The 13,192-nt window shown below is 54.3% G+C and carries 15 protein-coding genes; 7 read left to right on the forward strand and 8 right to left on the reverse strand.

Annotated features, from left to right (window positions below; all coding sequences use genetic code 11):
- Nucleotides 1-280 precede the first annotated feature (280 nt).
- A complete protein-coding gene (locus ACIGCM_RS17805; protein WP_397503394.1) occupies nt 281-1,876 on the forward strand; it encodes a protein kinase in 1,596 nt (531 codons plus the stop codon).
- A 59-nt stretch (nt 1,877-1,935) separates the two neighbouring features.
- Here the strand turns inward: ACIGCM_RS17805 and ACIGCM_RS17810 are convergent, their stop codons facing one another.
- Together ACIGCM_RS17810 and ACIGCM_RS17815 are read right to left on the reverse strand one after the other, a co-directional pair.
- The gene (locus ACIGCM_RS17810) at nt 1,936-2,391 is read right to left on the reverse strand and encodes a GNAT family N-acetyltransferase (RefSeq protein ID WP_397503395.1); all 456 of its coding nucleotides are present in this window, start codon (nt 2,389-2,391) and stop codon (nt 1,936-1,938) included.
- A 227-nt stretch (nt 2,392-2,618) separates the two neighbouring features.
- Nucleotides 2,619-4,139 carry an aldehyde dehydrogenase family protein gene (locus ACIGCM_RS17815; RefSeq protein ID WP_397503396.1) on the reverse strand — a complete coding sequence of 507 codons (1,521 nt, stop codon included), beginning with the start codon at nt 4,137-4,139 and terminating at the stop codon, nt 2,619-2,621.
- Nucleotides 4,140-4,604: 465 nt separating this feature from the next.
- On the opposite strand from ACIGCM_RS17815, the gene mpl reads away from it, so the two are divergent.
- From mpl to ACIGCM_RS17830, 3 genes are read left to right on the forward strand one after another with little or no spacing between them, the layout of a single operon-like run.
- Nucleotides 4,605-5,960 carry a UDP-N-acetylmuramate:L-alanyl-gamma-D-glutamyl-meso-diaminopimelate ligase gene (gene mpl, locus ACIGCM_RS17820; RefSeq protein ID WP_397503397.1) on the forward strand — a complete coding sequence of 452 codons (1,356 nt, stop codon included), beginning with the start codon at nt 4,605-4,607 and terminating at the stop codon, nt 5,958-5,960.
- Nucleotides 5,960-6,592 carry a flavin prenyltransferase UbiX gene (gene ubiX / locus ACIGCM_RS17825; protein ID WP_397503576.1) on the forward strand — a complete coding sequence of 211 codons (633 nt, stop codon included), beginning with the start codon at nt 5,960-5,962 and terminating at the stop codon, nt 6,590-6,592. Before mpl ends, ubiX begins: the two co-directional genes overlap by 1 nt.
- Complete coding sequence (locus tag ACIGCM_RS17830) at nt 6,585-6,884, forward strand: YceK/YidQ family lipoprotein (RefSeq protein ID WP_397503398.1); 300 nt, start codon at nt 6,585-6,587, stop codon at nt 6,882-6,884. The genes ubiX and ACIGCM_RS17830 overlap by 8 nt, the downstream gene beginning before the upstream one ends.
- Nucleotides 6,885-6,908: 24 nt before the next feature.
- Here the strand turns inward: ACIGCM_RS17830 and ACIGCM_RS17835 are convergent, their stop codons facing one another.
- The 6 genes from ACIGCM_RS17835 to ACIGCM_RS17860 all read right to left on the reverse strand — a co-directional run bounded on the left by ACIGCM_RS17835 (nt 6,909) and on the right by ACIGCM_RS17860 (nt 11,272).
- On the reverse strand, nt 6,909-7,178 hold the full coding sequence (locus ACIGCM_RS17835) for a peptide methionine sulfoxide reductase (protein WP_397503399.1): 270 nt from the start codon (nt 7,176-7,178) through the stop codon (nt 6,909-6,911).
- Nucleotides 7,179-7,208: 30 nt separating this feature from the next.
- A complete protein-coding gene (locus ACIGCM_RS17840; protein ID WP_397503400.1) occupies nt 7,209-7,820 on the reverse strand; it encodes a class I SAM-dependent methyltransferase in 612 nt (203 codons plus the stop codon).
- A 19-nt stretch (nt 7,821-7,839) separates the two neighbouring features.
- Complete coding sequence (locus ACIGCM_RS17845; RefSeq protein WP_397503401.1) at nt 7,840-8,256, reverse strand: DUF5629 family protein; 417 nt, start codon at nt 8,254-8,256, stop codon at nt 7,840-7,842.
- Complete coding sequence (locus ACIGCM_RS17850; protein WP_397503402.1) at nt 8,207-8,848, reverse strand: oxidoreductase; 642 nt, start codon at nt 8,846-8,848, stop codon at nt 8,207-8,209. The genes ACIGCM_RS17845 and ACIGCM_RS17850 overlap by 50 nt, the downstream gene beginning before the upstream one ends.
- A 101-nt stretch (nt 8,849-8,949) precedes the next feature.
- Complete coding sequence (locus ACIGCM_RS17855) at nt 8,950-10,671, reverse strand: C13 family peptidase (protein WP_397503403.1); 1,722 nt, start codon at nt 10,669-10,671, stop codon at nt 8,950-8,952.
- A 145-nt stretch (nt 10,672-10,816) separates the two neighbouring features.
- On the reverse strand, nt 10,817-11,272 hold the full coding sequence (locus tag ACIGCM_RS17860; RefSeq protein WP_397503404.1) for a MaoC family dehydratase: 456 nt from the start codon (nt 11,270-11,272) through the stop codon (nt 10,817-10,819).
- 228 nt (nt 11,273-11,500) lie between these two features.
- On the opposite strand from ACIGCM_RS17860, the gene ACIGCM_RS17865 reads away from it, so the two are divergent.
- The 3 genes from ACIGCM_RS17865 to ACIGCM_RS17875 are packed head-to-tail and all read left to right on the forward strand — an operon-like array spanning nt 11,501 to nt 13,181.
- Nucleotides 11,501-11,863, forward strand: coding sequence for a CidA/LrgA family protein (locus tag ACIGCM_RS17865; protein ID WP_397503405.1), 363 nt, complete (start codon nt 11,501-11,503; stop codon nt 11,861-11,863).
- Between the two features lie 2 nt (nt 11,864-11,865).
- Entirely contained in the window at nt 11,866-12,576 is a 711-nt protein-coding gene (locus ACIGCM_RS17870; RefSeq protein ID WP_397503577.1) for an LrgB family protein, read from the forward strand.
- Between the two features lie 14 nt (nt 12,577-12,590).
- Nucleotides 12,591-13,181, forward strand: coding sequence for an LON peptidase substrate-binding domain-containing protein (locus tag ACIGCM_RS17875; RefSeq protein ID WP_397503406.1), 591 nt, complete (start codon nt 12,591-12,593; stop codon nt 13,179-13,181).
- The last annotated feature ends 11 nt before the right edge of the window (nt 13,182-13,192 follow it).

The raw sequence follows: 13,192 nt of genomic DNA on the forward strand, positions 1-13,192 counted from the left end.
GAGATTATAGGCGTATTCCCGCATGGTTGCTACGTTTGCGTACTTAACCATTGGTCGCTTAGATCCGCGGGTTGAGCGGCTAAGCCGTGTTGGTATTAATCGGTACGACGATATATGGGCTGCGCGCAAGCATTCGTCTGGGCTGCCATCTGCGCAAATACCCTTCTTTCAAACAGTTTGCTGGCAGTTTGGCTGAGGCTGCTTGCCCCGCAAGCCCGCAGCAAAAACGGCACAAAGGCTGCACAGGCTTGCTGAACTCGTTCGCAAGGGAGGGGGTATTATGCCGATAAAGCGCATGGAGCACCCAGCAGCCACAGTGGTTTTTGGTCATGGAATAGACCTGCCGCGCCAAGCCGCGCGGGTTAGAACGATGTGGATGGCTGGGCGTAATGGGCGTCCACCAGTGTTAATGGTGGCATTACTTTGGGCACGCGAATGCGCCGATGTGGTGCAAAGTATCGAGCATTATCTTGATGCGCTGTTTGCGGACTACCGTTGCACACCGCAAAACTGGAGTGAGGCACAGGCCGCACGCCAAGTTCTAGCCGCTTTGAATCAACAATTATTTCGTCGCAAGCAAGCAGGGCGCGAAGTTGCAGAAATCAATGTCGGTCTGCTCTTGCTTCAAGAGAACGATGTGCAGTTTCTGCAAGCGGGCTCAATAGGCTTGATGCGCTACCAAAACGGGCGTGTTCAAACCCTGGTTGGGCGTGATGGTATGCAAGTTGGTGAGCAAGCTGAACTGGCGCTGGTTCAGCACAGCCTGCCGCTTAACGCAGGTGAGCTGCTTTTGTTGGCTCCCCAGCCGTTATTGGGGGTGGCCGATCTAAATGCATACAGCCACGCTAGCCCAGCCAACTCAGCAAATGAGTTACAGGCGCTACTGGAGCCTCTTTTGAATGCGCCAAGTGCAGGCGCCCTGTTATTGCTGGGGGATGTAAGTGAGCTCAACAGCAGCCCAGGTTCAGCATCTTGGCCGGTGGTCAAAAATGCTGTTGCAGGTATGCAGATTGATGGTTGGACGTTAACTGGTGTCTGTTCATTTGGGCCGCCGGGGCGTGTATTCAAAGCGCTTGATGCCGCCGGGCGCTGTGCGCTCGTGTGGTTTTCAGAGCAGCCTGCTGATGATGTCTTCTGGCAGCGTGAGTGGGCCATGCGGCGCAGCCCCGTGCCGGGCTTGCCACAGGTGCTGTCAGCGTTTAGCCCTCGTGAACACGCGTTCATGCTATTTGAATCCCCGGCAAGTGATATGCGCAGTCTGGCGGATTGGGCTGCTGCACGTGGTCCCGTCGCGGCACCCACAGTGATGTCCATCATTAAGCAGGCTATCGATGCGGTGCGCGCCTTGCAGCGCCGCGGTATGCAAGGGTTGTGGTTAAGTCCACGGAATATTTTGATAGGTGAGTCTGGTCGGGTGTTGTTATTTGTGGAACATGCAATGCTGGTTCCAGGTGCGCCACGGCAGGTATTGCCCGCAGAGGCTATTCCACTGGCTCCCGAGCTGCGAATGGCTGAGGGTAGCGTAGAGGGTCGCGCCGATCAGTTTGCTTTGGCCGCAATAGCCTACTGGTTGCTGTGCGGCCAATGGCCAGAGGTCGCCCGCCCGGAGGCGAGCGCCTTTAGCCAATATGTGCCTTTGGCAAATTTTAATCGGCGTCTACCCAATGGCTGGGATGGTGTGCTCGCAAGAGCGTTGGCTCCGCAAGCTGCGTCACGCTTTGATGCGCTTTCAGAGTTTCAGCAGGCGCTGCAACAACCGCTTCAGCAAAGCCCAGGCAGTAACTCAGTCAATAAAGTCGTCAGATGGCGCGTTTGGGTGGTGGGTATTCTATTGCTGCAACTGGGCATCGGCTTATTGGTGAGCTTGGTTCACTGAGGCGTCGAAGCAGCCAGTCCCTGGAGGTGCAATACAGCGCGTAGGGCCTGGCTGATGGATTAGTCCGAATTTATTGGCAGCACGTAGTTTTTGAATTGCTCATCAACAACGAAGCCAATGGACTCGTAAACCTTTTGTGCAACTTCATTATCACTGCTGGTTGAGACGCGCATGCGCACGGCATTGGTCTCCTTGGCCATCTTCTTGGCGGTTTGAATCAGACGGTCGGCAACCAGTTGGCGTCGGGCGTCTTCTGCAACGTAAATATCATTGAGAATCCACACACGTTTGAGTGCTAACGAAGAGTAGCTTGGGTATAGCTGACAAAAGCCGAGCAGCTTGTCCTCATCATCTGCCAGTGACAGATAAATGATTGATTCTTTGCGGCGTAAGCGCTTTTCAAGGAAAGCTCGCGATGAGTCCGGAAAAGACAACTCACCATAGAATTCACGGTATTTGACGAATAAGGGCGTCAACAAATCTAAGTGTTCTAGCGTGGCTTGAACAATGCGCATTGTGGGCCTCGATATTAGTAGTTGAGCGGCTTGAACGTGCTCAAACAGCACTCAGTGTTTTGGCCAGAAAAAGAAGCATGAGTTATGCCACTCGTCGGCTTGATGCTGCCTAAAAAAATTTGAAAGCGCAATCCAAGCAAGCGTTTGATCTGTTTCAGACCCGGGGCCACGATTAAAAGGGATGAAAGTGGAAGCAGGCCATAGTGTGCCTATGGCCTGCGAGCGGGTTAGAAGAAACCGAGCGGGTTGATGTCATAGCTGATCAGCAGGTTTTTGGTTTGCTGATAGTGATCGAGCATCATTTTGTGCGTTTCGCGGCCAACTCCCGATTTTTTATAGCCGCCGAATGCAGCATGCGCGGGATAGAGGTGGTAGCAGTTGGTCCAGACCCGACCGGCTTTAATCGCCCGGCCCATGCGATAAGCTCGGTTGATATCACGGGTCCAAACGCCGGCACCCAAACCAAACTCAGTGTCGTTGGCGATGGCCAGTGCCTCGGCTTCATCTTTGAATGTGGTGACACCCACCACAGGGCCGAAGATTTCCTCCTGGAAAACGCGCATTTTGTTGGTGCCCTTGAGCAGCGTCGGCTGAATGTAATAACCACTCGCCAAGTCACCCTCAAGTGCTTCCACAGCACCACCCGTGAGCAGTTCGGCACCCTCTTGCTGAGCGATCTCTAGGTAGCTGAGGATCTTGTCGTACTGCTGTTCAGAGGCTTGTGCCCCAACCATGGTCTCAGTATCGAGTGGGTTGCCGCGCTTGATCTGTTTAATTTTCTTCATCACTTCGAGCATAAACGGCTCGTAGATTGATTCTTGCACCAATGCCCGTGACGGGCAGGTACAGACTTCGCCCTGGTTGAAGAAGGCCAGGACCAAACCTTCGGCCGCCTTCTCAATGAACTCAGGTTCTGCCTGCATGATGTCTTCGAAGAATACGTTGGGTGATTTGCCGCCCAGCTCTACGGTCGATGGGATAATATTTTCGGCCGCGCACTTGAGAATATGTGAGCCGATTGGTGTTGAGCCGGTAAATGCAATTTTGGCGATCCGCTTGCTGGTGGCGAGGGCTTCACCGGCTTCACGGCCATAGCCCTGTACGATGTTAAGTACGCCCGCGGGCAGTAAATCGCCAACCAGTTCGGCAAATACGGTGATAGATAGCGGTGTCTGCTCTGCGGGCTTGAGCACTACGCAGTTGCCTGCCGCCAGCGCGGGAGCCAGCTTCCATGCCGCCATCAGCAGTGGGAAGTTCCATGGGATGATCTGCCCGACAACACCCAGCGGTTCGTGAAAATGATAGGCCGCGGTGTGTTCGTCGATTTCTGCCGCGCTGCCTTCTTGAGCGCGGATGCAACCCGCAAAGTAGCGAAAATGGTCAGCTGCCAGCGGCACGTCGGCGTTCAAGGTCTCACGAACGGCTTTGCCGTTGTCCCAGGTTTCACTGATCGCCAGACGTTCTAGGTTTTCTTCGATACGGTCTGCAATTTTTAGCAGCACCAGTGCGCGGGCTTGTGCTGAGGTTTTGCCCCAGGCATCGGCGGCGGCATGGGCAGCATCTACCGCTAGCTCAATATCGGCTGCGCGTGAACGCGGGAATTCAGCAATGAGCGAAGCGTCGATTGGACTGGTGTTTGAGAAATACTCACCATCAACTGGGGCAACGAACTCGCCACCGATAAAGTTGCCGTAACGCGCCTTGAATGAAACGACTGAGCCTGGAGTTCCGGGTTTGGCGTAAATCATGATGCGGGCCTCTCTTTATGTTGAGGTGATGCACACAGGGTAAGCAGTGGCAGCTCACGTGCATCACATGACAATCTAGGCATGAGGGCCGCCCAATAACATTGGGCTTTGGTAGGGGCGCTGTTTATTGCGCCACACATAACCGGCTCCCTGCTTCCTGCGTGATACAGACTAGACGCTTTGGCCTTAAGTTTGGGGTGATTGTGTAAACGCTCGTTTGCGACGGCTGGCAGCATCTAGTCAGCGTGCAAGAGTGGGCGTGGGTTTCGGCAAAATAAACCCAACCACTGTGTCCAAATATTAATGCACCTTCTGTGGCGGCTGAGTTCAAACCCTCGGTTTCGTCGCGCTGCAGTTGCATCCAGTGCAGCCGTGCTGGTTAAGCCGTGTAGCGCATTGCTGTGCTAATCTGCGGCAAGATTTTGTCGGGCTGGTGCGGCCCGTTTTTTGAGGTTTAGTTTTTTCATGCATATCCACATCCTCGGTATTTGCGGCACGTTTATGGGCTCAATGGCGGTGCTGGCCAAAGAGCTTGGACACCATGTCACGGGTTCTGATGCCAATGTCTATCCGCCAATGAGCACGCAGCTTGAAGCGCAAGGCATCCAGCTAATCCAGGGTTATGACCCCGCGCAGCTTGATCCTGCGCCGGACTTGGTGGTGGTAGGAAATGCCATGTCACGCGGCAACCCAGCAGTCGAATATGTGTTGAATAAGGGGCTGCCTTACGTCAGCGGCCCGCAGTGGCTGGCCGATCATGTGCTGCAAGGTCGTTGGGTTATGGCAGTCGCCGGTACTCATGGCAAAACCACCAGCAGTAGCATGCTGGCCTGGGTGCTTGAACATGCCGGTATGAGCCCGGGCTTTTTGATTGGTGGCGTGCCGCAGAACTTTGGTATTTCTGCGCGTCTGGGCGACACGCCATTCTTCGTTATCGAGGCGGATGAATATGACAGCGCATTTTTTGACAAGCGCTCGAAGTTTGTCCATTACCGCCCGCGCACCGCGATTCTGAATAACCTTGAGTTTGATCACGCGGATATCTTCCCTGATCTTGCTTCGATTGAGCGTCAGTTCCACCACTTGGTGCGAACGATTCCAAACCAAGGCTTGGTCATTTATCCAACTGCTGAAACTGCGCTCAAGCGGGTGATCGATATGGGCTGCTGGACGCCGGTGCAAACCACGGGGGGTGATGGCCAGTGGCAGGCGCGGTTACTGAGTGCTGATGGTGCGCGTTTTGAGGTGCTGTTTGACGGTCGGCCTGAGGGCGTTGTTGATTGGGCGCTGACCGGGCAGCATAACGTCGCCAACGCCTTGGCTGTACTCGCAGCTGCGCGGCATGTGGGTGTTGTGCCTGCGTTGGGTATCGAAGCGTTGTGTCTGTTTAAAAATGCCAAACGGCGCATGGAGAAGGTCGCAGAGGTTAAGGGTGTGACCATCTATGATGACTTCGCCCACCACCCAACTGCGATTGCTACTACGCTCGACGGCTTGCGCAAACAAATTGGCGAAGCCAAGCTGATTGCCGTGATTGAGCCACGCTCCAATTCGATGAAGCTGGGTGCTCACCGCGAGGGTTTGCCCGGCTCTGTGGGTCAGGCCGACCAAGTCTTTTGGTATGCGCCAGCCAATCTGGGATGGGACCTGGCCGCGGTGGTGGCATCATCGACGGTGCCGACCACGGTGTGTGATTCACTCGACGATATTATTGCCGGGGTGAAAGCTCAGGCTGAGCCCGGTACGCAAATTGTAGTGATGAGCAACGGTGGCTTCGGTGGTCTGCACGGTAAGTTGGCCAAGGCATTGGAGGCATCATGATTCAAGGCCCGGAACGTATTACCTTGGCAATGACTGGCGCATCTGGCGCTCAGTATGGCTTGCGTCTGCTTGATTGTTTGGTGCAGGAAGAGCGCGAGGTGCATTTTCTGATCTCCAAGGCCGCGCAACTGGTGATGGCGACTGAAACTGATGTCACCTTGCCGGCTAAGCCACAAGCGATGCAGGCGTTCTTGAGTGAATACACCGGTGCTGCGCCGGATCAGATTCGGGTGTATGGAAAGGAAGATTGGATGTCGCCAGTGGCGTCCGGCTCTGGTTCGCCGAGTGCAATGGTGGTGGTGCCATGTTCGACCGGCACGCTTTCAGCGATTGCCACAGGTGCTTGCAATAACCTGATTGAGCGTGCGGCCGATGTTACGCTCAAAGAGCGTCGTCAATTGATTTTGGTCCCGCGCGAAGCGCCGTTCTCAAGCATTCATCTGGAGAACATGCTGAAGCTGTCGAATATGGGCGCGATCATTTTGCCAGCGGCGCCGGGGTTTTATCACCAGCCGCAAACCATTGATGACTTGATCGACTTTGTCGTCGCGCGAATCCTCAATTGCCTGAATATACCTCAGGATATGTTGCCGCGCTGGGGCGAGCATCATCACGTTAGTCGCGATGACTAAACGCATTGGCACCTTACTGATAGCGGTTGTATTGCTGTCAATGACCAGTGGCTGCGCCAGTGTGCGCACCCTGGATGCTGCCAAAGCCGATGCGCCTGTGGTGTATGCCGGCACCCGGCTCGATTGGTACGTTCTGAACGGCGGGTGTTGCCCGATGGATCATTACGGTGCGCACGCCCCCACAATGCCCGGCCTTGATCTGCCATTCAGTGCGCTGCTCGATACCTTGTTGTTGCCGCTGTCACTGATTACCGCGCTGGGCGGGACGCTTAATGTCACTGGAGGGCTTTAGCCACTTCAGCAATGCCCTTAACGATTAGTCTTTGTCCGCAATCAACTCAAGCTCACGCAAGAACCCCATCACTTTATCCTGCGGCATTTCGCAGGGTTTAAGCAGCGTCGCACTTTGCGTGATGTAGTAGTTGAAGCTGATAAAGTCGGTACCGCCAAGTTCTTCGGCATACACTTTGATGCTATTTCCTGCATTGAAGTCGCTGCGACTAACACTGTAGGTGCGCCCGAATGCTCTGGCCTTACTGGTGCCCGGCGGGATTTTGTTGATTAGGTTGTTGTATTCATCTTCCATGAGTTGCTTCCAGCGCTTCGATTGAATAGCTTAATCAGCCCAGCCAGAATAGACGTAGGTCATGGCTTTGGGGCCCTGCAAATACCCTGTATTGAGCTCGCCAATCTTGAAACCTCCAGCATTGATCAGGGCTGGAATGTCACGGTTGAGGTGGCAACCGCCAGCTAAGGGCTTCCAAATGGGCGTCAGCCGATTCTGCCAACGCACCACGGCTGCATCTGGGGCTAGCCCATGCTCGCAAAACAACAAGCGCCCTTGTGGTTTGAGTACGCGGCGCATCTCTTTTAAGGCGCTAACGGCATCGGCAATTGTGCATAAGGTGAAGGTGCAGACAATGCTGTCGAAACTGGCATCGGCGGCTTTGATCTGGCCAAGCTCAAGCGCGATCATTTCCACTGGAATGCTGATTTTCGCGGCGCGTTCGCGGGCAAGTTTCTGCATATCTGCTGAGGGGTCAACACCCACTACGGCGATGACTTTTTGCGGATCATAAAACTCAAGGTTTAGGCCGCTGCCAATACCAATCTCAAGCACTCTGCCATGGGCCTGCGGAACAATTTTTGAGCGCGCTTTCATCACCTCACCCATGCCACAGGCGAAGTCGATCAGGCGGGGGAGTACAAAGCGCTCATACAGGCTCATTAATCTTCCCCGTTATCGATCAGTCTTGGTCTTCTGGCTCGTCATCGTCATTATTGCCACTGATGGCGGCGAAGCATTTCAAACTGTGTGATTGCTCAGGGCCTGCGACAGTCCAGCATTCGTTGGCTTTGTCGTAGCTGGCAGCGCTTATTTGGCCCAGTGTGAATTGCCAGTGGCGGCGGTCGCGGCCGTCGATGCACTCCATGCTAAGCAGTGGTTTGGCTTGGCTGTCGTTACTGGCCGAACCTGCACTTACTTGCGCAAGAAGCTCTTTGTCGAGCTTGAATTGCCAGGCGTAAAGGCCGTCAATTTCAAGCATGTCGGCCTCAACCAGGGCTTCGATCAGACTGTTGTGAATAGTGCTCATATTCAGCGTTACCCCAGAGTTAGCGGCCGAGTCGGCGTAGTTGATCTGATTCGATGATGCGTGTGCCATCATCTTCCTCAAGCGCCAGTCGCCATAAGGCGCGTGCCAGAACGGTGGTTTCAATTCCGTGATATTTGCCTGGTAGTAACCGCGACAGGGGCGTCATCAAACGCTCGCCCAGGCGGAACTCAGTGCGAGGACCAATCAGCAGGGAGGGGCGCGCGATGGTTAATTGCGGCCAACCTTGTTGTTTCAGCGCTTCTTCGGTCTGGCCTTTGATTTGGTTGTAAAACACTGATGAACTGGCATCTGCGCCTATTGCACTGATCACCAGCAAGTGCCGTGCACCCATTTCCCGGGCGCGTTGGGCGAATGCCAAAACTAAGTCGTGATCGACAGCGCGAAATGCTTCTTTTGAGCCTGCACGCTTTATCGTTGTGCCTAAGCAGCAGAAGGCTGTATCGACCTGGCCGCTGAGTTGCGGCAATACATCCAGTAACTCGCCAACAGGATTGTCTAAGTGAGCATGTTCTGCCAAGGCTCGGCGGGTCGGTGCTAGCACCCTGGCCACGGTGGGCTCGTTGAGCAATCTGTCGAGCAAGTGCTCGCCGGTAAGGCCTGTCGCACCAGCAAGCAAGATGTGTTGAGGGGTTAAATACATAGTAGTTGTTTCTCCGCTGATACATATCAGCTTATCAGGCCGCAGCGAACTATTGCGCGATACGGAAAAAAACTGCACCTGGTTATAGTTTTTTTGAGTGGTTAGTTCGTCGGTGATTCAACCGCGTTTATCATCAGTGCGCGTTTGGCCTGTTCAGCGCGTAGGGCTTGCCAGTGCTTTATTACCTGTTTGGGCGCCCAGATTTGGGGTTCTGATGGGGCGAAGTCTTGTTCCTTCTCACGCTGACTCACTTCGTCTTTGGCTTGCTTGAATGCGCGTTCAAGGTCATCCGTTTGGTTCAGTGCATTGGCAAACAGGGCGCGGCCAAAATAGGTGAAATCGTTGTCGTCGGAGCAGCCAAAAGACACGCGGTCAGCTCGGGCTGCGGTGATTACCACGGTTCGCGGGTCTTTCAGTGAGGGGATAAAGCCGCCGGAGTAGCAGGCCGAGATAACAATGACTTTGTCTCGATCGGCCAAGGGCTTCAGGAGTGTGGCAAGCTCACTGGCCGGTAAGTCAGCGAACTGGATGCGAGGCACATCCAGATTCAGTTCATGGTTGCGCGAGCCGTGACTGGTTAAATAGATGAACACCAAGTCCTCAGGGCCTACGCGCTGGGCAATACCTTCGACTGCACGACTCATGCTTTCACGAGTCGCCATTGGCCGGTCATTTATATGATCGCGGTGATTAACCAGCGTTACCGTACCGTATGCGGAAAAGCGTTGCAGCAGGAGGTTGTTGACGTAGTCTGCTTCACGCATAAATACGCTTTGTTTGCCATCTCCGGCGACCGTTAGGGCATAAAGCTCTTGTTCAGGTGTTGACTCTGGCAGCTGCGCGATTGCGCTTTCAAGCAGTTTGCCCTGTTCGAGCAGGCCGACCTCAAGCGGATCGGGGAGTCCCTTGCCTTGGTCATCGCGGATCAGTTGACCGTGCAGCCAAATACCCGATTTTTTGCTGCCATCAGCCAATGTCAGCGTGCCTTTGCCCGTGTATTCGCCGTAGACGAAGCCCCCCGAGTAGGTACTGCCGTCGGCGAGATCTAGGCGGCCTTGGCCGTTGTATGACCAGTCACTGAACTGCCCCAAATAATGGCTGCCGTCAGCGCCTTTGAACTGGCCATCGCCATTTAGCGCGCCGTTGCTGAACTCCCCGCTCCAGGTATCACCTTCAGCGGTTTGATAGCGCCCGCTGCCGACAAATTGATCGTCAACAAAGTCTCCGGTATAGAGATCGCCGTCGCTGCTTTTAAAGCTGCCCGGGCCGTTGAGTGAGCCCTTAATAAAGCTGCCGCTGAATTGGTTGCCATACTCATCGGTACGCACCCCTTGGCCATTGGCTTGGCCTGCGCTGAACTGGCCGCGATAATTGCTTTTGTTGGCTTTGTCGAGTGAGCCCAGGCCGCTGAATTGACCTTGTTTGAATTGGCCTCGATAGACCATCGACTTGTATTTCAGGGTGCCTTCGCCAGCGTAAAGGCCTTCGGAAAATTCACCGTCATACTGGCTACCGTTAGGCTGGGTAAGTTTGCCTTGACCGTGATAACGGCCTTGCTTGAACTCGCCGCTGTAGCGGTCGCCGTTGTTGCTAAGCAGTTCGCCTTTGCCGCTCATTTGGCCGTCTTTAAACTCGCCCTGATACCAACCGCCGCCGACAAAGTCGAGGCGTCCGGGACCCTGTAGCAAGCCGTCAACAACCTGGCCGCGATAACGAGAGCCATCAGGCAAGGTCGCATTGGCGGGGAGCAGCGACTCGCCCTCATCGCAAGCCGTCAGGGCTAACGCTAAAGCCAGTAAGGCAGGCTTGGCGAAGCAGCGCATAGTTATCATCCCCATAAACACAGAGGTGAAGTATGCAGCAAAGCAAGGGGATGAAAAGGCATGGGCTTGAGTCGACCGCTCAGGCGTAAAAGGGCGGTGCAGCAACAGTGGCGGTAAGCGTGCTTTACCGCCATCGGTGCTTAAGTCAGACGAAGCACAATGTCAGAATTTCAGAGATATAAGCTGGCTTTTCAGAGCCTTCAATTTCAAGCACTGCACGGACCTTAAGCAACCACTGGCCCGGATTCTTTTCATGGGCATCTAGCAAGGTAGCGACCAGACGAACATTGGAATCAACTTTAACCGGCTGGATAAAACGCACACTATCGAAGCCATAGTTGATAGCCATTTTCAGGCCGTCAGGCACAACCATGATGCCGTCCATCAGCATCGGGATCAGCGACAAAGACAGGAAGCCGTGAGCAATGGTTGAGCCAAATGGGGTGTGCTTGGCCTTCTCAGGGTCGATATGGATGAATTGATGGTCGCCGGTGCAATCGGCAAACTCATTGATTCGCTGTTGATCAATCTTAAGCCATTCGGAGTGACCCAGTTCTTTACCGATTAAACCCTTGAGCTCTTCAATTTTTACCTGCGGCATATTCCCTCCTTGGGGAGACGGTTTTTTCTTTTATGTGTATTGCCTCATTGGCTTAGATCACCATGGCCCGGTTACAGGGTCAAGTACGATGTTGCTTTTTGAATAGTGGGGTATAGCCGAGCCCATAGGCAGCCTATAATAGGTAGGTTTATTGGGGTGCAATCCGTGCCTCGGTTATCTGATGCGTGCGCTATCGCGACCACGCTTACTATCTTGCGGAGACTCACAATGCTGTTGCGCGGCCTTTCATGGCTGGTGCTGTGCCAACTATTGGGCACAGCACTGAATGTTCTATTTTTTCCGATTTTGCCGGGCCCGATTATCGGCATGATGCTGCTGTTTATCTTTCTGCTGTTTCGTGGCGAGGTGGATGCACCCTTACGCGAAGCCGCAAGTAGCTTGCTCAAATACCTTCCGCTGATTCTGGTGCCGCCTGCTGTGGGGGTCATGGCTTATGCCACCGATATTGCCGCAGACTTCTGGGCTGTGGTCGGTGCCTTGGTGCTTTCGCTGGTGCTTTCCCTGGTTTTCGCGGGCTGGTTGATGCAAAAGTTGATCGATCGTCAACTGCGCAAGCAGGGTGGCGTATGAATCTGGACTGGTTAGCGGCGTGGCAAGCAGTCACCCATCACCCGTTGTTTGGGGTTGGCATCACTCTGGGCGCCTATCAACTGGCAATGGCTGGTTATGAGCGAACCCGTTGGGTGTTTCTGCAACCTGTATTGGTTTCAATGGTTATTGTTATCGCCATACTGCTTATCTGCGGCCTGAGTTATGCCGAGTACAAGGTCAGCGTGGCGTCGATGACGCTGCTGTTAGGGCCGGCCACAGTGGCTTTGGCGGTGCCATTATTTTTGAATCTGCGCAGGATCCGCCAGCTGTTCTGGCCAACCGTGACGACCTTGTTGTTGGGCGGGCTGGTTGCGACGTCTCTAGGTATTGGTATTGCATGGCTGTTTGGCGCTGAACATTTAATGCTGATGAGTATTGCGCCCAAATCAGTTACATCGCCTATTGCGATGTTGGTGGCCGATCAAATCGGCGGTATTGCGGCGTTAGCTGCAGTATTTGTCATGTTGACCGGGGTTGTCGGTGCCATTCTTGGGCCATCATTGTTGCGCATGTTTGGTGTGCGTCATCAGGCTGCGATGGGGTTGGCGCTGGGTATCACCGCCCATGCGGTGGGCACCTCGCGTGCGATGCAGGAAAGTGAAGAGTGCGGCGCTTTTGCCGCGTTGGCGATGAGTTTGATGGGTATGCTCACGGCTGTGCTGTTACCCTTGGCCATAGTGTTGCTCAGGTGAGGAAGGAGGCTGCTGTGCACCTGCCATTGTTTCCGTTAAATACGGTGTTATTTCCTGGCTGTTTGCTGGATTTACAAATTTTTGAAGCGCGCTATCTCGATATGATCAGCCGCTGTATGAAACAAAACGCAGGCTTTGGTGTGGTGTGCATCATCGAAGGCAGTGAGGCCGGTGAAGCTGCCGGGCAGTTTTCTGCGATAGGCTGTGAAGCGCTGGTGCGCGACTTTCAGCAGCAGCCCAACGGATTGCTTGGCATCCGTGTTCAAGGTGGACGGCGTTTTCGCGTTGAGCGTGCCCAGGTATTGCCTGATCAACTGACCATGGCGGATGTCACCTGGCTGGATGAGCCACCCGAGAAGCCATTGCTTGAAGAGCACGCTGACCTTAATGCATTGCTTCATGCGCTGGCGGTGCATCCAATGGTCGAGGCGTTGGGGATGGAGGGCCAAGCCAACGGCCAGGCTGATTTGGCCAATCAACTGGCTTACCTACTGCCGCTTGAGCCTGAGCAGAAAATTCAGTTGCTGGGTATTGATCAGCCTTTAGAGCGTCTTGAGTTGCTGCAGGACGTGCTTGATCTGCTTCAGGATGAACTCAACGGGTAAGTCGCGCTGTG

The organism is Pseudomonas sp. NPDC078700, assembly GCF_044542375.1.
GTDB lineage: Bacteria > Pseudomonadota > Gammaproteobacteria > Pseudomonadales > Pseudomonadaceae > Aquipseudomonas.